Origin of the sequence: Winogradskyella sp., assembly GCF_045105575.1 — a bacterium.
Taxonomy (GTDB): Bacteria; Bacteroidota; Bacteroidia; order Flavobacteriales; family Flavobacteriaceae; genus Winogradskyella.
In genome coordinates this window covers 1-22,670 of sequence record NZ_JBGCDQ010000031.1, presented here as the reverse complement: position 1 = coordinate 22,670, position 22,670 = coordinate 1, and the positions used below count along the sequence as shown (strand labels likewise).

Sequence of the window (22,670 nt, the reverse complement as noted above, 5' to 3'; positions counted from 1 at the left end):
GTTATACGAAAGTAATGATTTTTTACGTCATATCGGGTGTTTTAGCAAAATATTTTTGTCTGAATAGTACTTGACTTATACTGTTTTAAAGAATGACAAGTCAAGGTAATCCCAAACCTTGAATTGGGTGTAACGTAAAAAATCGAAAACGATGAATTACACATTTAGAATAAATAGAAAGAAATTCGAGTCCAACGAATCAAAATTAACTGGTCGCCAATTATTAACTCTCGCAAGTCTTTTACCTGTAGAAGATTATGAATTGCTATATAGAATCAATGAAAAAGGTTTCGAGCCTATTCAGCTTGATGAGCCAGTCGATTTAAAAAAAGCAGGAATAGAAGGTTTTAGAGCTGAAGTTCGTAAAGGAATTATTATCAAAGTCGATAATAAAGAATTTGAAGTTCACGAATGTATCATGACTCCAAATGAGATTATGGCTATTGCTGGTATTGATTCAGACAGGTATTCTCTTAATGAGTTAAGAGCAAGAGGTGTAGAAGTCACTTACAAAGATGATGCTGAACATAAGATTGCAATTACCAAAAAATCTTGTTTTGTGAGCTGTAAACGAGATTTAGTAATTGATTGTATTATCGTAAATGCTCGAGAAAAGCCTTGGAATAAAGACAAAATCTCATTTGATGAGGTTGTAGTTTTAGAGTACGGTTCTATAGTGGCTAATCCTAATGTAATTTATACTGTAAATTATGTAAAAGGTGTGCCTAGTAAACCGAATGGTACTATGGTTAAAGGCGAAGTGATTTTAGTCAACAACAAAATGATTTTCAATGTCACTCAAACTAATAAATCATAGTCCTGATATCAAAAAACTTCGTGACCAAGGTTACGAAGTTGAGATAATCGGGAATTATCTTTTGGTACATAGCGTTCCATTATTAAACGCTAGTAAGAAGGTAGTAAAAGGCACGTTGGTAACCAACGTGTCTATTGCTAATAATCGTGTTACAAAACCAAACACACATGTAATTCATTTTGCAGGTGAGTTTCCTTGTAATATAGATGGGACAATTATTGCTCAAATAAAACATGCTAGTAATACAGTAAAACTTGCAGAGGGTATTACTGTTAATCACTCATTTTCAAACAAACCTGTTAATGGTTACCCAGATTATTTTGAAAAAGTAACTCAGTATATTAAAATTATCTCGGCTCCAGCTCAGCATTTTGATAGTAGTGTGACTGCTCAGACCTACAGAGCAATAAAATCAGAAGACATGGAATCTGTACTAACTTATAGTGATACAAATTCTTCAAAAGCTGAAATTGACGTAATCAATCAAAAGCTATCTGGATTAAAGATTGGTATTATCGGTTTAGGTGGTACGGGTTCTTACATTTTAGATTTTGTTGCTAAAACTCTTGTAGGTGAGATTCATTTGTTTGATGGTGATAAGTTTTTGCAACATAATGCTTTTAGAGCACCTAGTGCTCCATCTTTGGAAGAGTTGAATGAATCTACTCCGAAAGTTGAGTATTACAGTCGGATATACTCTAAAATGCATAGGCATATAGTACCACATGAATTATATATTAATAAAACGAATTTAGGTCTTCTTAATGACTTAGATTTTGTTTTTGTATGTATAGATAGAAGTGAAGCTAAGAAAGGAATATTTAAGAAACTAGAAAGTCTAAAAATTTCTTTTATAGATACTGGTATTGGAGTTAAGCGTGTTGATGACTCTTTAATAGGAATGGTTAGAACGACGGCTAGTACTCAAGAAAAGAGAAGTCATGTTTGGGAAGGTCGTGTTTCATTTGATGATGTGGATGATGCAGCTTATTCTACAAATATTCAAATAGCAGAACTAAATGCTTTAAATGCTGTTTTTGCAGTCATGAAGTGGAAGAAGCTATATGGGTTTCTTAATGACCTTGAGAATGAGCATAATAGCACTTATTCAATTAATGTAAATCATATAGAAAATGATGATAGTTGAACATAAGTTCGTAGAGTTTATGCCAGAGATAATCGAAGATGGTGTTTTATACATATCATTAGATTATGGTACAGTAATTCATAACTGTGCTTGTGGTTGTGGTAGTGAGGTTAACACCCCACTATCACCTACAGGTTGGAAAATGAGTTATAATGGTGAAGCAATTACTCTTAACCCATCTGTTGGCAATTGGAGTTTTGATTGTAAGTCTCACTATTGGATTACGAATGGAGTTATTGAGTGGGCATCAACATGGAGTGATGATAGGATTAATAAAATCCGTAAAATTGAAAATAACGAAAGGGATAAGTTTTATGAAAGTAAAAAACGGATTCCAACAGTTATTGAAATTAGCGAAAAACAAGATTCAGAAGAATCACTTTCAAAAAAGAAGTGGTGGTTATGGAAGTTATTGTTTGGAGAGTGATTAAAATAAAAAAGCCTCTATTGAAATAGAGGCTTTTTAAAATTAAACTTTTTGATTAGAAAGATTTAGTGTTATTTAATACTAAATTAATATAATCAGATTTATCTTTTTTGCACAAAAAATCATTGCCTAATAAACTTATAACAGGAGTGCTACAATTTATATAGCTTTTAATTTCAAAACTATTATTTGTATCATGTATCTTGTTACAAGATGGAAATTCTATAGAAAGTTGTATTAATTCTTTCTTTTTTGTGTCTTCTTTTTTAGTCATTAATTAGTCCACATTCTTTTAACGAATGAATTGCTTGTTGTTCTAAAGTTGGTAGAGCCTGTAAAGACTTGGATATTTTTGGTTTAACAGTTGTTAAATCAACTTCTACTAATTTACCTTTTATTTTTCGTTCTACAAAATTAGTGAAAAAAGTTAGATAATTTCTAGGTGCTACCCCATCAAAAATTAATATTCTTACTTTACTAGAACTCTTTTCATCTTCAGTTATTGCATCATCATGTAAAGTTAGGCACAAACTTTTTACATAAGGTTCTATATAATATACTTCTTTAATTCCTGCAACTATTATATGTCTAGCGCAATTATGACAGGGATATGTTGTGCAGAAGAGTTTACCATTTATCATTTTTGAACCAGATAATTGGCTTCCAGAAATAATAGCATGCATTTCTGCATGAACAGAACGAGAAAATTCAATAAGGTCTTTAATTTTTGAAGCTCGTAAATTTTTCTTTAAATTCTCTATAATCTTAATGCTGAATTTACCATCACCATCTTGTAGAATCTCTTTTATTGTATTATCCTTTTTAATAGAATCTATAACTTTTGAGACTAGACTGTCTTTTTGAGAATCATTACTACAGAAGCCTTTAACTTTACATCTCATATCATTTGGTTGCCCTTCACGATATAGGTTTCCTCCAAATTTAGGAACATCGTTCCATCCAGTAGAAATTACATTTCCATTTTCATCTGTTATTGAAGCTCCTACTTGTCTAGATAAACAAGCTGAGTTTCCAGCCGCAGATTTAGCAGAATACATAGCTGTTTCTTCTATTGTTGGTGTTATGATATCACTCTCGAATATTAAATGTAAATACCTTTCAATTTTTAAGTCTAATTTGTCTAGGTTACTGTGAGAAACTCTAAGAAAAAAATCACCATTTGTAAAAGTGCCTCTTACGTTTTGACCATAGTCGTTATTTTCAAATTCGTCTGTATCAACAATTTTATCTATTTCAGATTCAGATAAATCTTTTTCTCTTAAGGTATGTCTTCTTTCATCTAATGGAGAAAACACACTAAATAAAAAAAAGTTTTTGGTGTAAATCCTCCTTAACAATAATAATTCCTCTTTGTTTTTAATAGAGTCGAAAATGTAACATTTTCTACGGCTTTTAAAAGTAGAGGTGTCTAAAAATTCGCTTTTTGTGTCTATTGAATTATTCTCTTTTAATCTTGATACATGAATGTCCTTTACAGCGAGTTCTATTAAAACGGAATTATTAGAATATTTTTTTCTAATTGCGTTTCCCTCGTTTATTTTATAAATTATTTTAGAAAATGCTTCTGTTTTTGATGCAATTTGCTTGAATTCATTGTTCTTATATTTCTCAATATAATTAGTTAGTTTAAGGACTTCAACATCATATCCGAATTTATCTTCCAATATCTTTGTTAAAGTGACAATCACATCTCTTTTTAAAGAGCCTATTGGAGCGCATATCCCAAAAAACAATTCTTCTGTTAAAGTGTTATTTACTTTTTCTCTTGTTGTTCTTCCAGAATATTCTTCATCCTGTTCGACTAGTTTAGTGACTTCCATATTTTTATATTAAAAAATATACAATATAAATAATATAATACACAAGTAGAATATATATCTCAAATTAAACTTTATAAGTAGATTCGGATAAACTAGCAAACCTCATCAATTCTTCATTAAATTGGTTCGACAAAACAATATTAGGGGGAGCATACAAAGCCATTACGAAAGTAGTGGCTTTTTTGTGTTTGATTTATGTATTACATCTATATTATTTATTCTAAAACTTACAAGACCTACCTATGTTGGTTCATCAAGTGACCCATGGTAACGGCTTATAAAACACAATACGTATAGCTTTAATACTTTCACTTCAAAGTATCGACCATGGGAATTGGCATGCGTATTTAAAGTAGCTCTTACCAGATGGGAGACAGAAGTATTAGAATATTTTATAAAATCACAAAAGTCAAGAAAATTACTTGAAAAACTGATAGATAAAGATTTTGAACCAACAGGTAAACTAGCTCAGTTGGTTAGAGTCCCGCACGTGCGGGATTAATCAGAGGGTCCAAAGTTCGAGTCTTTAGCAGCCGAGACAAACAAAGCCATTACGAAAGTAGTGGCTTTTTTGTGTTTTAGAGAGATTTTAGAAGTTGAGGCTTCTTCTATGCATTAAACAAAACCAATACAAAAGTGTCTGTTTTATTGTTGCAATAACTTAGAGATACTTACCTTTTTAACAAAACAACACAGATATTAAACCTTTTGTAGCAGAATACGTCTAAACTAATTATTATTGTATAAATTCGATATTCTTATTCGGTGAATTGGTGATTCAAATAGTTAATGTCATAAAGTTTTTTTTTCTGTTAGTCACTTTTTTTATGGGCTGTCAGATTCATGCGCAATTAAGCAAGACACATTATATCCCACCTTTAACAAGTGCAGAATTTGGTAATGCCAACCCAGAAAGTCAATTTCTTTATTTATCAACACCAAGTACTAGCGATGTTGCTTACACTATTAAACCAATAGGTTTACCAGCCACAAGTTATATCACGGGTTTAGTGTCTAATGCAAATCCTGGAGTTATAAATTTAGGCACAGGCAATGGTCAGTTGTTTGTTGTTTCTAGCCAAACTAGTATTGTAACCAATAAGGGTTATGTTGTTGAAGCAGAAGACGTTATTTATGTTTCTGTAAGAATGGAAGCTGGTAACAGTAATCAGGCTGGTGCATTAGTTAGTAAAGGTTTATCAGCATTAGGTCAACAGTTTAGAATAGGTAGTTTTACAAATCAAAATCCACAAGACAACTATTTAAACTTTGTTTCTGTTATGGCAACTGAAGATAATACAGAGGTTGTTTTCAGCGACCTTCCGGCCGGATTAGTGATAAAAAATTATACAGGAGCTGCGCCTATTTCAATTACATTAAATGAACACGAAAGCTATATTATAGCCACTAATAGTTTAGACACAGTCGTTAATAGAGATGGTTTAATAGGAGCTTTAGTTAGTTCGGATAAACCAATTGTTGTTAATTGTGGCTCGGCGAATGGCAGTTTTCATAATGGAAATGGTCGTGATTATGGTTTAGATCAAATTGTTGGTGCTTCTAAGATTGGAAATGAATACATTTTTGTAAAAGGAGATGGCTCTAATAACTGGGAAAATGTTTTAATTGTAGCCCATTCTGATAATACGTCTATAACTATTAACGGTAATCCTGCAATTGCAACCATAAATGCAGGTGAGTATTACCTTATTGAAGGAAACAACTATAATGCTAGTGGAAATATGTATGTACAAACATCGGAGGATGTTTTTGCATATCAAGGTGTTGGTGCAACTAACAATGAAGCTAACCAAGGCTTATTTTTTGTACCTCCTTTAAGCTGTGAAGCACGAGGTAATTTAGATAATATCGCTAACATTGAAAATATTGGTAATGCCACATACTCTGGCGGTGTCACTGTAGTCACTAAAGTTGGTGCAAATGTATCCATCAACAATACAGCAATCGCTAGTTTTGGTGCTATTGGCCCAAGTGCTGTTTCAGGAAATCCTGATTATATTACTTATAAAGTTACAGGCTTAACTGGTAACATTTCGGTACAGAGTAGTGATGAATTGTATTGTGCTTATTTTAATTTTAATGGGTCAGCTACATCAGGAAGTTTCTATTCAGGATTTCCATCTGCACCAGAAATTAATTTTAGTGCAGATTTTGAAGCTTTAGGAAATTGTATTCCAAACGTGACACTTTCTGGCGCCAATATCCAAAATTTTGATAGCTACCAGTGGCTATTCGATGACGGTTCAGGTAGTGGTTTTGTAGATTTAGGCATCAGTACACCAGATTTAACACCAACAATCGCAGGAACCTATAAACTTGTCGGTATTGTAGCATGCTCCGGTTTGGTTTTAGAATCTGCTGAAATACCTGTAAGTATTTGTCCAGATGATAGAGATAACGATGGCATTATCGATAATTTAGACATTGATAACGACAACGACGGTATTTTAAATTGTGAAGAATCTAATGGTAATGTCACTATCAATCTCTTAAATTTAAATCAACCAGAATTTTTATTTCAAGATGGTTCAAGTGAAACTTTAGCTTCGGGTGTTTATGCTGAAATAAATGCGTCCGGAAATACCAATAGTTTTACAGGAAATAATCAAGGTGATTTCACCAGTGTTGTTGAAGCTGCAACCGCTGCTGAAAATGATTATACACTATCTTTTTTAGAATTAGTAAGCGTACAGTTTTCTGAAAATACATCAGTAACACACGTTATTACGGATGGCGAATTCTTTACAGTAAAAATTTCACCTGTAACTAAAAATATTACGCTTCAAGATTTTGATGACAGACTGCTAGTCGATTCTAATTTTGATGGTGTTTTTGAAACAGGAATCACTTCGATATCTGGCTCTGAAATACGATTTAAAATTAATCCAAATCCTTCAGGAAATACACCTTATGAATTTTTTGCAGATAAAGTAGACGGCTTTTCTTTTGTACATAACCTCACCAACGTAGCAGAAGCTTCAACCTTTAGTGGTACGATATCTTTAAGTTGTTATCAATTAGATTCAGATGGTGATGGTATTGAAAATGCGCTCGATTTAGATAGTGATAATGATGGTATTCCAGATTTTATAGAAGTTTTGGGTGATAATTTTGTAGCCTTATCAGGCATTGATGCTGACGATAATGGCTTAGATGATGTTTTTGATAGTGCAGCACTTCCAATCGATACCGACAACGATGGCATTGCGGATTATTTAGATTTAGATAGCGATAATGATGGCATTCACGATTTGTATGAAACTGGACAACTAGGCTTGCTATCAGATACAAATACGGATGGTATTATTGACGGAACAGTACTTGATTTTGGATTAAACGGTTGGATCGATGTTGCTGAAACCTTTGCAGATAGTGGCATAATTACTTATACTCTTGATGATTTTGATGCAGATTCAAACTTTTCATATCTCGATTTAGACAGCGATGGTGATGATTGTAGCGATGTTATTGAAGCTGGTTTTTCTGATGCCAATACGGACGATTTATTAGGTGATATTGCAGTTACTGTAAATACTTTTGGCCTAGTCACAAATGCCAGTGACGGTTATACTATTCCGAATACAGATTATCTAACTTCGGCACCAATTTCAATTTTAACCGAGCCAGTAAATACGGAAGTTTGTGAAGCTTCCGATACTATAATTTCACTGGTGTCAGATACAGCCGAAGATTTTCAATGGGAAATAAGTACAGATGGTATCAACTGGAATCCTATTATAAATGATGCCATTTATAGTAATGCATTAACTTCAGAATTAAACATTACAAATCTACCCTTAGCTTATAATGGAAATTTATATCGAGCAAAATTAAATAGAATTGGAAACAGTTGTGATTTTTATTCGGAAGAAATCACCTTAACGGTCAATCCTTTACCTCAAATTAATAGTCCTGTAACCTTAGTACAATGTGATGATGATACGGATGGCTTTAGCGCATTTAACCTTAATGAAGCTAATGCTTTAGTATCTGGTAATGCTATAAATGAGGTGTTTACCTATTATCTTACAGAAGCTGATGCCATAGTCGGTGATGAAACAAGTGCAGGTTTTATAGATGATGCTACAGCGTTTACAAATCTAAATGTAAGTAGTGGTTCGGTTTGGGCACGTGTAGTTTCAGAATTTGGTTGTGTTTCGGTTTCAGAAGTAGCGCTTCAAGTATCTACAACTGTAATTCCTTCAAGTTTTCAAAGAACGTTTAATGTCTGTGACGATTTTTTGGATAGCAATGGAAATGATACGGGAAATAATGATGATAGAGATGGCATTGCTACATTTGATTTTAGTAGTGTTACAGCAGAGGTTTTAGCCTTTATTCCTGCAGGTCAAAATCCATTGCCACCAAGATATTTTAGAACTGAAGCTGATGCCTTAGCAGAAATTAATGAGATTACTGATATTTCAAATTATAGAAATATTGGCTTTCCAAACACACAACAAATTTATATTAGAGTAGATAGTAATTTGTCTAACGATTGTCTAGGATTAGGCACACACATTACCTTAACTGTAGAAGCATTACCTATTGCAAATTCGGTAACTATTGAAGCACAATGCGACGATAATAATGACGGATTTTTTCCTTTTGATGTATCTCAAGTACAAGCAACGGTCTTAAATGGTCAATCATTAAATGAGGTTAGCCTTACTTATTTTGATGAAAATGGTGTGGCATTACCAAGTCCGTTACCAAATCCATTTCTCACAGAAAATCAGACCATAACCATTCGTGTTACCAATACTGTTGCAGCAGATCCAAATGGCCCATGTTTTGACGAAACCACTTTAGAGTTTACAGTTTTTGATTCGCCTGTTGCTAATCCTGTTACGATTTCGCCAGTTTGTGATGACGACGATGATGACACCGACGGCTTTTATAGTTTTGATACATCTACCATTGAAGATGAAATTTTACAAGGGCAAACCAATATGGAAGTGCGCTATTTTAATAGTTTTGGTAACGAGCTAGCAAGTCCATTACCAAACTCATTTGTTACAGATACGCAGACTGTTACTGCCGTAGTAAGTAACCCTTTAAATGAAGTTTGTTCAGATAGTACTGAGTTACAGTTTGTGGTAAATGCTAGACCAGATTTTACTATTGAAACGCCTCAAACTGTCTGTTCTTCGGATCCTACATTTACAATAGTGTTAGATCCAATTGAGGCCAATATAAATGAAAATTATGGTTATGAATGGACGTACCAAGATGGTACTATACTTTCTAATCTTACAACCTTAGAAGTTTCTAATCCTGGAATCTATACCATAACATTAACCAAAACAGACGGTTCTGGTTGTTTTAGATCTAGAGACGTTTTTGTTGATGCTTCTGAGCTAGCCACTATTACGTTAGATGATATTATAGTGAATGATATTTCGGAAAATAATTCAATAACCATAAATAATACGAATAACAATTTAGGTTTAGGTGACTATGAATTTGCTTTAGATGACGACTTGTTTTACCAAGACGAACCCTTTTTTAGTAACGTTCAAGCCGGTTTCCGCACACTCTATGTAAGAGATAAAAATGGCTGTGGTGTGGCCACACTAGAAATACCAGTCATTGGCTATCCAAAATATTTTACACCAAATGGTGATGGTGTTAATGACACATGGCAACTTAAAGGCATCAGTTCTGCGCATCAATTCCGAACCACGATTTATATTTTTAATCGTTACGGAAAACTTCTGAAGGAATTGGAACCCCTCAATGGTTGGGATGGTACCTTAAATGGTGCAGACTTACCAACAAGCGATTATTGGTTTAGAGTGATACTTGAAGATGGTCGCCAATTCTCTGGGCATTTTACTTTGAAGCGGTAAATATAATTATGTTTGGTTTTTTTAAAAGTTAATGCCTTCAGCCATCTACTTTTTACTTTGATAAAGTATTAAAAATAGATTTTAAAAACAACATTTGAAGTTAGGCCAAGTGAATATCTTGAAAATTGATTAATGGTATCGTCAGTAATTCTGTAGTAGTTATTAATTACATTTCTTCTATCCATTATATTCCAAACTGAAGCACCTATTTCTGACCGAAATGTGTTGTTAATTTTAAATTTGTACATGGCAGAAGCATCAACACGCATATAGTCTAATAAACGTTCGTTATTGGCAATATCAAAATTTATATCTTCTTTTATAATTTCATTATCTGCTAAGGGTATCGAAGTTGGTTTACCTTTTCTATAATTTAAGCCGGCAGAAATATCCCAATTTTTATTACTAAACGTACTGCCAATTGTTACGGAATGTGTAATATCAAAATTACTCGCAAACTCTACTTCTTCAAGATCTTGAAATGTATAAATATTTTTAATGAAAGAATAACTAAACCAAGTGCTAAGCTTTTCAAGTTTTTTTCTTAATAGAAATTCAACACCATAGGCATCGTAACTTCCTTGTGTTCTTGCTGTCTCATATTTAGTGGTAAAACTTTGGCTTTGGGTTGTAATACCATCTACATTTTTATAATATGCTTTAGCATCTGCCAGCCAGCCTTTTTTATTATACAGTATACCTATCGATGCTTGTTTGCTTCTTATAATTGGTATACTATCATTATCAGTAAGTTGCCAGCGCCTTTTTTCAATACCTAAAAAATCATTCTGAAAATTAACAATCTGTGATGTGCTTTGATGTTTAAACTCGCCTAATGCTTCAATTTCTATATGGTTTCCGATGGCTTTCCGAACACTTACTCTAGGTTCAATAATTAACTCATTAAATTCGGTTATATAATTAGCACGTATACCACCACGAAACGAAAAATCTTGACTAGGAGTACTATACCAAGCCTGCCCAAATAAAGCATGTTCTCTTAAAACTTCTTCGTCTCGTCTCACAAACCTTGGCAAGTCGATATCATTTAAATTAACGATTTCGGTTTCTGTAAAATTATATCCTAGTTTAAATTGTAAGAGCTCTTTGACGTATCTATTCTCAAATTTTAGGTTTGTTTCAGAAACACTGTTTCTTTGTAGAAAAAGTTGTTCTGCAATAATATCTGCGTTTTCTGCTTCTAACTTATAATCGCTATTAGTAATATTAAGTGTAGAAGAGAATTTTTTATCCCATTGCCTTATATAGCTTAAGCCTGCAACGATGCTATTTTGAGATACACTACTTTCTCTGTTTCTTTCAAAACTATTAGTATTTAAACTTTCGTTAAAACTAAGGTTGTTATTGGTGAGCATAAAGTTAAGTCGGAAGAAATTTTTATCCGATGGATTGTACAACCATCTTAAAGAGGTATCATAGAAATTAAATTCTTGGTTAGAATTTGTAACGTCAGAAACGTTGTTTTGTATTTCCGTGTCTTGGGTTATTCTATCAAAATAAACGTTATAAGTTGGTGTTCTAAGAAGATCATCAATAGATTTTCGGGATGCCAGTTGTAGTGATGATTTGTCTCCAATAGGCGTGTCTATAAATAGTTCCGCGTTTAAAAAATTTAAACCAAACATTCCTTCAAACTCAGAGTTTATATGCTCATTAGTCTTCATGTGTATGGTGCCAGAGGTACCATCTGTATAAGACACATCAGAGCCATTATTAATAACACTGGCTGTTTGCGTCATACTTGGATTAAAGCTTGAAATGAGACCAAAAAAATGCCCAGTTTGGTACATTTTAATATCGTCCCAAAGAAAAAGATTTTGGTCGTTTGAACCTCCTCTTATATTAATGTTAGACACCGTTTCATCGACACTTAAAATACTTGGTAAGGCTTGCACAGTTTGAAGGACATCTGATTCCGTAAGACCAGGAAGAAGGCTAAATCTGCTATAATCTATTGCTGTAGACCAATCTTGTTTTTTGTCTATACCTTTAATAAGGTAGGTTTGAAGCATTACAGGATTAATCATTTCTTGTTGTACAAACATAATTATGGAAGCACACTCTTCTTTATTAAACAATTTAGCTTCACGGTTAATAGGTATAAAGCCTAAATGCCTAATAGTAACTAATTCTTCTTCAGAATTTAATTTTATTTCAAAATAACCGTTTTGGTCACTTATTGCATAATCTAGCGTTCCATTAATGGTGGCATCTTGAAGAGGCTTTTCAGAAAACTCATCTATGAGATAACCACATATGGTAATTGGTTTGGAGATGGTAATAATAGCATCACTGACCTTTTTAAAAATTAAATTAGTTTGCTCATTGAGCTTTTTAACTTTTTCTGGTAAGCTTAATTTATTTTGAAGTGGAAAAACTTCAATGGTATCAATAAGGCCACTTTTGTAATTAAATGTAATACGATGTAATGTTTCTATTTTAGATAATACCTCTGAGAGCGGAACTTTTTGGTTTTCTTGGCTATTAAGATGTAGGCATGTCAATAAGCTTATTAAAATACATATAAAATATTTATTCCTTATGAGCATTACCAATTATAACCTGATTGTTGTTTTTTATTACAAAAGTCAAATTAAGGGGTTGTGTAATAGAATTCAAAGCATTTTCAAGATTATTATGCTCAAACGCTCCAGTAAAGTGTAATTGGATACTTGGATCAAAATTAACGGTAACACCATATTGTTTTTCAAACTCCTTAAAAACAGCACTTAATGATGCGTTTTCGAAAACACTCATGTTTTTAATCCAACTTGGCTCTGCAATAGTTATTTCTGTTTTTTTAGCGTTTCCTAATTTTAAAGTGAACTCGGTTCCGGCAGGTAATTTAATTTCTTCGTTATTATAATTAACTTGTACTAAACCTTCGTAACAAGATACTTTAAAAAGACTGTCTGTAGCAATAACGTTAAACTCTGTGCCTAAAACGCTTACAATACCACGATTGGTTTTAACCTGAAATCGTTTTCCTTTTTCAACATCAAAAAAAGCTTCTCCGTTTAAATCTAATGTTCTTTCATCATTCCATGTTGACGCATCAAAAGATAATTGAGAATGCTCATTTAAATTTACAATAGAATTATCTGGTAACGTAATAATTTCATTCTGTGCATAATTTGTTTCAAACGCATTAATGTTTCCATTATCTAAAATAGAAAACACAGCAAAACCAGCAACAAGTATTGCTGCAATGCTAGATACTATTTTCATCCAACTTAAAGAAATAACTTTCTTTTGCGTGGATAGTAAACGATCTAATTCTTCAAAAGAGGCTACTTTGGCTTGAGTATTACCATTAAAACGTTGTGCTTCTTGTATTATTTCTTCATACAGTTTTGCATCATCCATAGCTTTAAAGGATGCTTCCTCCGCTTCGGATAATTCATTGCTTAACCACTTTTTAACTAAATATTCGTTTTCCATAATATAGGCTTCTATACTTAAAACAACTGAAACATTAATTGTCCCAAAAAAAATTAATTTAATTCTTCTAATTCGTTTTTTAACTTCTTAAAGGCTGCATATATCCTATGTTCAGCAACCTTTTTAGTAATGCCTAAAATTTCGGCGACTTCTTTATGGGTTTTACCATCAACCTTACTAAGCATAAAAGCAGCTCGTTCTTCTTCTTTTAATTTAGACAATACATGCTCAAAGCGTTGTAAGAATTCTTTTTTACGCATTACAAATTCAGGCGATTCATTGGTATAATCCTTTGGTTTTACTTCTTGATGTTTAAAAACTACCTTTTGGTGTTTCACTTCATTTAACATCATATTAGTTGCTGTAGTATATAAATAGGTCTTTACAGCTTCTGGTTTTACTTTAGAACAGTTTTCCCAAAGTTTAATAAATGCTTCCTGTACTTTATCAGAAGGATTTAATAAATCACCATACTTATACAAGAGTATATTACTTAAAGTCTGTGCGTATTTTTCGTAAAGTTTTGAGAAACGTATTTTATCACAGATATCTGTGTGTAAAGATTGTGGCATTTAAGGGTTTTATTTAGGAAAAGGAAAGATATAGAAAAAAATTAAAAAAATCTTGGGACATTTATTTATTGAGTTGTTTTAATAATGTAACCCTAATTAAACCTTACACTATTATGCACACTACCCTTAACGAAGCCATTGTACAATTAAAGTTAAATTATTTTGATTCTCGTCCAAATCTTGCGGACATTTTAAATAAATTAAATATTCAAGAAACTAGCTATACTCTTTAAGATCTCTTTTGTATTTGAAGCTAAAAAAGACTTATTACTGTTTCGTTTCAGAAATTGAATCAGAAAATCTTTAAAAACAAGTTAGAAATAAGACGACCCCTCACAATTATAAAACACGCTCTTGATTAATCCATAGTATTATGATTGAAGATCTCAATTCAGTCGTTGATAAATCCTTTTTTAAAGAAGAAGAGATTCTTAGACAACGCTCAAAAGTTATATCTCTTACTGAGGCTATTTTAGAAGACCCAAAAAATAAATACTGTCAGGCATTACTTAGTATAACTCTAAGGCGTTTAGAATTACTTCTTATTGCCTAATGTTGTCATTATTAAATCTAAAAACACTAATGGTCTTAATCGTTAGGTAAATAGTTATTTAAAGGCTGCCTAGACGTGTAATTTTTATAAAATTCTTATTTCTTTCAAAAAAAACAAGAATAGATTTGTTATTTTTTACTGTTGATTATCAAGTATTTGTAGCTATTTAAGCTTTAGAAATCATAAAAATTTAGAAAAAAATAAAAAATTCTTGGGACAATCAGTTATTGAGTTGTTTTAATTATATAACCCAAATTGATCCTACATTATGCATACTACCCTAAACGAAACAATAGTTGAATTAAAACTAAGAGAAACAAACGTTCAACCGAATTTAAGTGAAGTTCTAAGAGATTTAAAACTAAAAGAAATTAACTATTACCGCACTAAAGTAGTTTCTATGTCTGAAGCGATCTTAGAAGATTCAAAAAGACAACCAGAACAAGAAATATTAAGATCATCTTTATGCCAATTAGAAGCCCTAATGAGTGCATAATTAAAGTATAACTTATATAATAATTGCAAAAAGATGACCAACTGCCTCGAAATAAAAAAAACAACAAGTTTATTACACTTAATAGCTGCAACCAAAGCAAGTGAAATTAGTGATTATGAGAAAAAAGTACAAGAACTAAAGGAAGTTTTATCTCAAGATCCAAATAACCTAGTTAAAGAGTATAAGTATTACATTACAAAAATGCGTTTAGACCAATTGAAAAGAACAACAAAAGGTTTAAACAAATTAGAACAAAAACTAGTAAATTTCCAAATGTAATTTTAAGATAAAAAGTTACCCAACAAAGATTGAAAGGCTAAAAATACCTTTTTAAAAATAATGATTATGAAGCTTCAGATTAAAAAAAGTTATTTTTTATTTGCACTGGTTTTTATAGTGCTAGTATCTTGCAGAACGGAAGATGATTTAAGTATAGATCCTCCTACCAACGAGACCATTAAACCCAATTCTACTTTGGCGAATTTAATGAGTAGAGTTGCAAAAAAAGACGGCTCTAAAGACAATATTATTGATAAAGCGAGCAATTTAACTGTACAATTACCAGTTACTGTTATGGTCAACGGCATTGAACTTGAAATCATTGACGAGGACGGTTATGAAGACATAGAGGATATTATTGATTTCTCTGAAGATGATGTTGATTCAGTAGTGATTATGTATCCAATAATTACTATTTCTTCTGATTTTTCTACCAATGTTGTAAACTCTGACACAGAATTATTAGCACTTACAGTAAATGCTGAAAATGACGATGATATTGAATGTTTAGATTTCCAATATCCAATAACGCTATCTTACTTCGATGAAATTAATGAAATATTTGCCACATTAACAATTAATAATGATAATGAAATATTTGATTTTATTGAAGATTTAGATCAATTCGCTGCGGTTACATTTAATTTTCCTTTTGCAGTATTATTTTCTGATGATACCAGTCAAATAATAAATAACATTCAAGAATTAGAAGCTGTCATTGAGGCTACAGATAATACTTGCGACGAAGATGATGATAATGATTTTGATGATGACGATGATGAACAAAATTGTGGTTCTTGTTCAGTAAATGAATTAGAAAATGCTTTTGAAGACTGTACAGAGTGGAGCATAGATAAACTAAAACGAGACAATACTAATCTTGTCTCTATTTATACAGACTATATGTTTACTTTTAATAGTGATGGTACTATTTTAGTTACAGAAGACGTTAACACATATAGTGGAATATGGGTGATTACGGAAGTTGGAGATGATATTTTCTTAACAATCCAAGTTGATGATCTACCAGATTTTAACGATACTTGGGAGGTTCGCAACATTAACCTAGCTCCTGTTGAGAAGAAAATTGAATTAAAACTAGGTACAGATCGTCTCCGCTTTGGAAGTTATTGTATTAATGATTAAAGATATGTTTTTTAACAAAAAGTTCAACTTTTGAGGGATTCAAAATGATTGATTAATAGCAGACCAACACTTTAATTAGTGTTGGTTTTTTTTAGTTATTATTTGTACTTTTTGTATAATTGAGATAACATTTCAGATGTCATTTTTGTAAGATCAAAGTCGTGCGACCAGTTCCAATCTTTTCGTGCCACACTATCGTCAATAGAAGATGGCCAGCTATCGGCAATGGCTTGTCTAAAATCAGGTTTATACGAAATTGAAAACTCAGGCATTTCAGCTTTTATACTATCTGCAATTTCTTTTGGTGTAAAACTAATGGCAGATAAATTATAAGACGATCGTATGGTTAAATGCTCAGCAGGTGCAGCCATTATTTGGGTAGTAGCCTTAATGGCATCATCCATAAACATCATTGGTAAATTGGTGTCTTCAGACAAAAAACTTTCGTATTTACCTTCTTTTATGGCTTCGTGATAAATCTCTACAGCATAGTCTGTGGTACCACCTCCTGGCATGGCTTTATGGCTAATAATTCCTGGATAACGAATGCTCCTCACATCTACACCATATTTATTAAAATAATATTCGCACCAACGTTCACCAACTTGTTTGGTAATGCCGTAAACCGTTGTCGGTTCGCAAATGGTATGCTGTGGTGTATGTTCTCTTGGAGTTGTGGGTCCAAAAACAGCAATACTACTTGGCCAAAACACTTTTTTTATTTGTCCTCCTTTGGCTAAATTTAGGACATGAAAGAGTGAATTCATATTTAAATCCCAAGCTTCCATCGGATATTTTTCGCCAGTAGCACTTAAAAGCGCAGCCATCAGATAAACGGTATCTATGTTATGATTAACACAGCAATCTTTAATAGCATTAAAGTTTTTAGCATCTAAAATCACAAAAGGTCCAGCATTAACCAAATCGAGTTTTCGGGTATTGATATCGCTAGCAATAACGTTATCTACACCATGAAGTTCTCTCAACTTTAAAGTAAGTTCCGTTCCTATTTGCCCGCAGGCACCAATAATGAGTATTTTTGAAGACATTAGCTCGTGTTAAATTACGCTCAAAAGTAACAAGAATAAAGATGTGCTAATATTAAAATTTTCAGAAATAAAATGCTAAGTGGTGCGGATGATCATTAAAAGTAGATACTAAATTCTTAAAATGTAGCGTTTAACTATCTTTACCATTCAAATAGAATCAAACATGAAAATTACATCAGTTATTTTAGGCCTTTGTTGTCTGCTAGTTATCAACTGTGCTAAGGAAAACAATAAGGTCGATACTACTGAAAACATAGAAAAAGCAGAACAGAGTTCGCGTATAACAGCCAAAGCTATAGAACGTATTGATTATAAGGATTATGCTTTGAGTATTGAAGCAGAACAGGCGATAGTCACTTGGGAAAAATATCAAGAACTTGCCAGACAATTAGGTTATTTAAAGAAAGCTGATTTTTCTTTTTTCAATGGAGATAAAGTGTTGTTGAAGACGTTTATTGACGAATTTAAAACACAATTACCCGAAGATTTAAAAACAAGTCCTATATTATCTAGAAATGCTATTGTAGAAACTGAGCTTTTGAAACTGAACGAAAACTTAACCATCGATAATATTGAGAGAAGTGAGAAATTAGAAAGTATAAAAGGGCTGTTTGAAGCTGTGTCTAACCTTAACTATCAAATTAATAAAAAGTTAGAGCGCGATTTATATGATAAAATTCAACCAGAATAATTGCCATAAAAAAATGCAGCCTTTTGGGCTGCATTTTACTGTTTATGTTTTCTAGTAATTACCCTTTTTTAGCATCAGCAGCAGCTTTTTGAGCTAATTGTGCTTTTTGGCCTTCTAAAGCTTGTCGGCTTACTTTTGCTAAGTTAAAATTAGGATCGATAGCCAAAGCATCGTTCATTAATTTTAAGGCTGCATCGATATTAGCCGATTTATTCTCAGAAAACTTCAATAAGCCACTTAAATACGTTAATGCCGCTTTCATAGACGTTTCATAAGGTTGTTGTGTTTCGTAATAAGCACGTTTCATATCGTCTGTAACATTTGCTAAAGCGTAATCGATGTTTAATTTTGCACCTACTAAATCGTTGGTCTGAATTTTCATATCTGCCATTTCATAGGCTAAATATACATTTGGCTTTCGCGTGTACAAGACCTCAAAATGTTCTAAAGCCATTTTAGGTTGATTCAGGTTTTTTAGTGCCAAAGCTTTCACTTCCACATTCATATCAGAATCTGTAGCATTTTTTTCAACACCAATAGTATTTAGTGCTTGCATGTGCTCTCCTTCAGAAAGGTAGATGTATGCTAAAGTATCCTTACGAGCCACTGAAGGGTCTAAGACCTCTAAATGTGTCATGGCATTGATAATACCTTGCACATCTCCTTGTTTTTTCATTTGCTTGTAAAATGCTTCGTAGTGCTTTTTTAATTCGGTATTGGTTTGTGCAAACATACTTACTGAAAATAGTAGGATTATTGCGCTTGTAATCGTCTTCATTTGTATTGAGTTTAGTATTCTTAATTTGTTTAAATAATGGGCTAATCTATAAAATTTAAGTAGTAAATGCTCTTAAAAAACTGATAATTTTAATCTAAGCCTATGGTACTACTTGAAAGCTGTAGTTCAAAAGTTGTACCACTTTAGTACTATCTATTATTTTTCCTTTGCTTTTATCTGAACTATTATAGGCTGGCAGTGGTAAATTTTTCGATTGACAATAGCTGTTGTAATAGTCTTTTTTTGTGGGATGTTTTGGATAGGCTGCATTAAATTCTACCTTCCAAACGTTTTGTTTAAGTATGGCTAAAATAATATGGATACTATCGGTTTGATGAATTAAATTGATTGGAGCATCTGGATTTGAAACATGTGCTCTACCCGATAAAAATTTACCAGGATGCCGATTGTCATCTATTAAACCGCCAAAGCGTAAAATTGTAGTTTTAAAATGTTTGTTATTTTGAAGCATATGTTCAATTTCAATAAGTTGTTTGGCACTATTGGAACTGCCATTTGGTTGCGTTTCTGCTTTTATTATTGGAAAATTAACGGAGTCTTCAAAAACAGATGTTGAGCTGATGTAGAGGACGTGATTTACGGACTGCTGTTCTATAACAGTGATTAAATTTCTGATTTCAGCCACATGATTTTTAGTGGGATCTTTTCGCAATCCAGGTGGAATATTAATAATAACAGTATCACTTTCCGCTAAAAACGTATGAGCATCACCTAAAATTTCAGATTCAGTTAGACCAATTAAAAACGGATTAATTCTAAGTACTTTTAAAGAACCTAGCTTGTCTTTTGATGTTGTAGAACCGTTGATATAAAATCCGTCTTCAACTAATTTTTTAGCCAAAGGCAAGCCTAACCAACCACAACCGATAATGCTAATTTGTGTTTTCAAAATCAATGCTATTTACAATACAACTTATGTTTTGATTTTCAGACTTTTCAGACTTTGTAGGTTTTTAAAACCTGAAAGGTCTCGTTTTATTTGGGCAATTGTTTAATAAGGCTCAAAAAGAATCTATTAAAAATTACTGACAAAAATACGGATTATATAGGCTTTTGAAGTTCAATTTTGTGAACCCATTAATTTTAAGTAACTTTAAAATTCACTCTAAATACTGATATTATGCCAATTAAAAGTTTTCAAGGTGCTCGTAAGCAGCAAAATTCTACAGAATCTGCACAATTAAAGGTTAGAGATTACATGACTACAAAGTTGATAACCTTTAAACCAGATCAGTCGGTGCAAGAGGTGGTTGAGGCTTTAATTAAAAATAAGATTTCGGGCGGACCAGTAGTTAACGAAAAGCAAGAGTTGGTAGGCATCATTTCAGAAGGGGACTGCTTAAAACAACTCAGTGAAAGTCGGTATTATAACATGCCTTTAGAACACGACAATGTTGAAAAACGTATGGCTACAAATGTTGAAACCATTGATGGTAACATGGATGTTTTTGATGCGGCTAACAAATTTTTACAGTCCAAAAGACGACGTTTCCCAATTGTTGAAAACGGAAAACTCGTCGGTCAGATTAGTCAAAAAGATATTTTGATTGCTGCCTTGAAGCTAAAAGGTGAGAATTGGAATAGTACGACTAAGGGAGGGGTTTAATCTCCACGCTTCACCAAAGCATAATACTCACCTTCAAGCGGTAAATACCCTTGATCATAAACAAAATAATAAATGGTACCAGCTTTGGTAGTATAAATACTGGTGATATAATTAAAATCGAATCCTTTTTCTACAAGCTTCGCTCTAGAACATTTCATCTTTTTATTAGGATTGAGAGCTTCTAAGATTCTGTAATTTTTTCGTAAACGGTTATTGGTGTTTCTTACGAGATTTTTAGAATCTTTATTGAGACGGTTATTCTGAGTATTTCTGCAACCATCACTACAATATTTCTTATCGATTCTACCAACGATGAGATCACCACATTCTGGACATTTTTTACGCATACGGTTACTTTTTGTATGTACAATATACTAATAATTATTGTGAAGTACGTTGGCAGTGGATGGTGCTTAAGGTCGCTTTAAATATTGATTTTTGACGGACACTGTTTCTGGTCTTGTCCTTAAATGTGTTTACAGGTTAAAATTTAATTAGGCTGATAGTTTAAATATTATGCGCTTGCTTTTCTATTTTTAATTGGGCTTCTACTCTTTTCTCGAGTTCAGTTTGTTTAAAATTAAACCAACGTTGTCTAAATTCTGAATGGTCAATTAAATGCTTAAAATTCTGAAATGGTTTCTTATTCGCTAAAACGTTTTTCAATTCTAATTGAAGATTTTTATCGGTTAATTCCTCAACAAATCGTTCCATAATTTTAAACGATTCAAAACCCTCTAAAACCTCAAATTTGATAAAATCTGTTTTCTTGTTAGCCACTTTTTTTATCTCTTCGCCAAACGCATCACGAAATTCATCTTCGTCCATCAGTTGCCCGAAATTGGGAATAGCTACAATTTCGTTAGTTCTAAGGTTTAAGAAACAGTCGAATCCGCAATCTAATTGTTGCGCAATTTCTTTGATTGTATTGGGATGAGAATTAGTCATTATTTTATTAAATCATTTTGTAAATAAACCACATTTGTTTTTTGCCAAAAAGCCAAGTTAATTAATCCTGTTGTACTTCCGTCAATCCAATTTTTATTTTCGTCAGATTAAAATGTCTATTTTATGGGTTTTCCATTTCTTTTTATTGTAGAAAATCTGTGACGACTTTTGTAAGTCGTCTAGAATTTGTAATAACTTATATATGGTGTTGTAACACGTTTTTTTATTTTCTTTTATTTCTAAATTCTTTTTGAACTTCTTCTTTTCTTAATATTTTTAGAAGCTCATTCGTTATAATTTCATTTGCAGAAATTCCAAAATCCCGTTGGTAATCGTGATGAGTGATTAAAAAGTAATCGTCTTTATTTAAAAATTCGAAATTCTCATTAGTTCCCATAAATAATGTGTCATCAAAATCAGTAAACTTATTTGGAAACATAATGTTAATCCACTCTTGAAATTCGGCAGGATTTACTTTATGTTTAGTATACAAGTAAAAATAATGTCCATATTGGTATGGGTAATAAAATTTGTTTTTCGGCTGAATTAGTAAATCCGTTACTGTTTTTTTTGAAAGTCCAAACCAAGTTTTTTTTTCACGCTTTAATTCATAATATTTTATTCGTTCAGCGTCCAATTCCGATTGTTCCATATTATACAGAAAATCGTTTTCAATAAATTGGTAAATTCCGTATTCAGGAAGTTTTAATTTTTCGTAAATATCAGTTTCCAATAATTCCGTTTGAAAATCTAATCTTATAGTTTCTTTTTTTTCAATTGGATGTAATAACGCTATGATATTTCTCAATGTTTCTGAGTTTGGTCAAATGTCTCGTCCTAAAATACGTCTACAGATTATTGATTAAAATTAAGCTGCATTTTGGTGCACGTTATTAGGTATTTTATAGTTTAAAGATAAATGTAATCTTTTAGAGTTATATAATTTGATTGCATTTTTGGTTGC

20 protein-coding genes are annotated in these 22,670 nt (G+C 32.2%); 10 read left to right on the top strand and 10 right to left on the bottom strand.

Features of this window, described 5'->3' with window-relative positions:
- Nucleotides 1–151 precede the first annotated feature (151 nt).
- From AB8B52_RS08175 to AB8B52_RS08165, 3 genes are read left to right on the top strand one after another with little or no spacing between them, the layout of a single operon-like run.
- Nucleotides 152–817, top strand: a complete 666-nt coding sequence (locus AB8B52_RS08175; protein ID WP_406026997.1) for a multiubiquitin domain-containing protein — start codon at nucleotides 152–154, stop codon at nucleotides 815–817.
- Entirely contained in the window at nucleotides 792–1,964 is a 1,173-nt protein-coding gene (locus AB8B52_RS08170) for a ThiF family adenylyltransferase (protein ID WP_406026995.1), read from the top strand. The genes AB8B52_RS08175 and AB8B52_RS08170 overlap by 26 nt, the downstream gene beginning before the upstream one ends.
- Complete coding sequence (locus AB8B52_RS08165; protein ID WP_406026993.1) at nucleotides 1,951–2,391, top strand: DUF6527 family protein; 441 nt, start codon at nucleotides 1,951–1,953, stop codon at nucleotides 2,389–2,391. The genes AB8B52_RS08170 and AB8B52_RS08165 overlap by 14 nt, the downstream gene beginning before the upstream one ends.
- A 266-nt stretch (nucleotides 2,392–2,657) precedes the next feature.
- Here the strand turns inward: AB8B52_RS08165 and AB8B52_RS08160 are convergent, their stop codons facing one another.
- Complete coding sequence (locus tag AB8B52_RS08160; RefSeq protein WP_406026991.1) at nucleotides 2,658–4,232, bottom strand: anti-phage dCTP deaminase; 1,575 nt, start codon at nucleotides 4,230–4,232, stop codon at nucleotides 2,658–2,660.
- Between the two features lie 827 nt (nucleotides 4,233–5,059).
- On the opposite strand from AB8B52_RS08160, the gene AB8B52_RS08155 reads away from it, so the two are divergent.
- Nucleotides 5,060–10,105, top strand: a complete 5,046-nt coding sequence (locus AB8B52_RS08155; RefSeq protein WP_406026989.1) for a T9SS type B sorting domain-containing protein — start codon at nucleotides 5,060–5,062, stop codon at nucleotides 10,103–10,105.
- Nucleotides 10,106–10,173: 68 nt separating this feature from the next.
- On the opposite strand, the gene AB8B52_RS08150 is transcribed toward AB8B52_RS08155, so the two are convergent.
- Genes AB8B52_RS08150 through AB8B52_RS08140 form a run of 3 tightly spaced genes read right to left on the bottom strand, consistent with a single transcriptional unit; the run spans nucleotide 10,174 to nucleotide 14,139 of the window.
- Nucleotides 10,174–12,630 (bottom strand): TonB-dependent receptor plug domain-containing protein, encoded by a 2,457-nt coding sequence (locus AB8B52_RS08150; RefSeq protein WP_406026987.1) that lies wholly within the window; start codon nucleotides 12,628–12,630, stop codon nucleotides 10,174–10,176.
- Between the two features lie 28 nt (nucleotides 12,631–12,658).
- Nucleotides 12,659–13,567 carry a FecR family protein gene (locus AB8B52_RS08145; protein WP_406026985.1) on the bottom strand — a complete coding sequence of 303 codons (909 nt, stop codon included), beginning with the start codon at nucleotides 13,565–13,567 and terminating at the stop codon, nucleotides 12,659–12,661.
- Nucleotides 13,568–13,620: 53 nt separating this feature from the next.
- A complete protein-coding gene (locus AB8B52_RS08140) occupies nucleotides 13,621–14,139 on the bottom strand; it encodes an RNA polymerase sigma factor (protein WP_406026983.1) in 519 nt (172 codons plus the stop codon).
- 373 nt (nucleotides 14,140–14,512) lie between these two features.
- Between AB8B52_RS08140 and AB8B52_RS08135 the strand changes: the two genes are divergently transcribed.
- The 4 genes from AB8B52_RS08135 to AB8B52_RS08120 all read left to right on the top strand — a co-directional run bounded on the left by AB8B52_RS08135 (nucleotide 14,513) and on the right by AB8B52_RS08120 (nucleotide 16,613).
- Nucleotides 14,513–14,692, top strand: a complete 180-nt coding sequence (locus tag AB8B52_RS08135; protein ID WP_406026981.1) for a hypothetical protein — start codon at nucleotides 14,513–14,515, stop codon at nucleotides 14,690–14,692.
- A 268-nt stretch (nucleotides 14,693–14,960) separates the two neighbouring features.
- Complete coding sequence (locus AB8B52_RS08130) at nucleotides 14,961–15,188, top strand: hypothetical protein (RefSeq protein WP_406026979.1); 228 nt, start codon at nucleotides 14,961–14,963, stop codon at nucleotides 15,186–15,188.
- A 33-nt stretch (nucleotides 15,189–15,221) separates the two neighbouring features.
- A complete protein-coding gene (locus AB8B52_RS08125) occupies nucleotides 15,222–15,467 on the top strand; it encodes a hypothetical protein (RefSeq protein WP_406026978.1) in 246 nt (81 codons plus the stop codon).
- Nucleotides 15,468–15,533: 66 nt separating this feature from the next.
- The gene (locus AB8B52_RS08120; protein WP_406026976.1) at nucleotides 15,534–16,613 is read left to right on the top strand and encodes a hypothetical protein; all 1,080 of its coding nucleotides are present in this window, start codon (nucleotides 15,534–15,536) and stop codon (nucleotides 16,611–16,613) included.
- Between the two features lie 98 nt (nucleotides 16,614–16,711).
- Here AB8B52_RS08120 and AB8B52_RS08115 read toward each other — a convergent pair whose 3' ends face one another.
- On the bottom strand, nucleotides 16,712–17,662 hold the full coding sequence (locus AB8B52_RS08115; RefSeq protein WP_406026974.1) for an NAD-dependent epimerase/dehydratase family protein: 951 nt from the start codon (nucleotides 17,660–17,662) through the stop codon (nucleotides 16,712–16,714).
- Nucleotides 17,663–17,825: 163 nt separating this feature from the next.
- Here AB8B52_RS08115 and AB8B52_RS08110 point away from each other — a divergent pair, with 163 nt between their 5' ends.
- Entirely contained in the window at nucleotides 17,826–18,353 is a 528-nt protein-coding gene (locus AB8B52_RS08110; RefSeq protein ID WP_406026972.1) for a hypothetical protein, read from the top strand.
- Between the two features lie 58 nt (nucleotides 18,354–18,411).
- Here AB8B52_RS08110 and AB8B52_RS08105 read toward each other — a convergent pair whose 3' ends face one another.
- Both AB8B52_RS08105 and AB8B52_RS08100 read right to left on the bottom strand, forming a co-directional pair.
- The gene (locus AB8B52_RS08105) at nucleotides 18,412–19,131 is read right to left on the bottom strand and encodes a hypothetical protein (protein WP_406026971.1); all 720 of its coding nucleotides are present in this window, start codon (nucleotides 19,129–19,131) and stop codon (nucleotides 18,412–18,414) included.
- A gap of 100 nt (nucleotides 19,132–19,231) precedes the next feature.
- Nucleotides 19,232–20,041, bottom strand: coding sequence for an NAD(P)H-binding protein (locus AB8B52_RS08100; protein ID WP_406026969.1), 810 nt, complete (start codon nucleotides 20,039–20,041; stop codon nucleotides 19,232–19,234).
- Nucleotides 20,042–20,272: 231 nt separating this feature from the next.
- Between AB8B52_RS08100 and AB8B52_RS08095 the strand changes: the two genes are divergently transcribed.
- Nucleotides 20,273–20,758 (top strand): CBS domain-containing protein, encoded by a 486-nt coding sequence (locus AB8B52_RS08095; RefSeq protein ID WP_406026967.1) that lies wholly within the window; start codon nucleotides 20,273–20,275, stop codon nucleotides 20,756–20,758.
- On the opposite strand, the gene AB8B52_RS08090 is transcribed toward AB8B52_RS08095, so the two are convergent.
- From AB8B52_RS08090 to AB8B52_RS08080, 3 genes are all read right to left on the bottom strand, one after another.
- Entirely contained in the window at nucleotides 20,755–21,105 is a 351-nt protein-coding gene (locus AB8B52_RS08090; RefSeq protein WP_406026965.1) for a hypothetical protein, read from the bottom strand. The two genes, AB8B52_RS08095 and AB8B52_RS08090, sit on opposite strands and share 4 nt — an antisense overlap.
- Nucleotides 21,106–21,265: 160 nt before the next feature.
- On the bottom strand, nucleotides 21,266–21,706 hold the full coding sequence (locus tag AB8B52_RS08085; protein ID WP_406026963.1) for a UPF0158 family protein: 441 nt from the start codon (nucleotides 21,704–21,706) through the stop codon (nucleotides 21,266–21,268).
- A gap of 223 nt (nucleotides 21,707–21,929) precedes the next feature.
- Entirely contained in the window at nucleotides 21,930–22,514 is a 585-nt protein-coding gene (locus AB8B52_RS08080) for a hypothetical protein (RefSeq protein WP_406026961.1), read from the bottom strand.
- Between the last annotated feature and the right edge of the window lie 156 nt (nucleotides 22,515–22,670).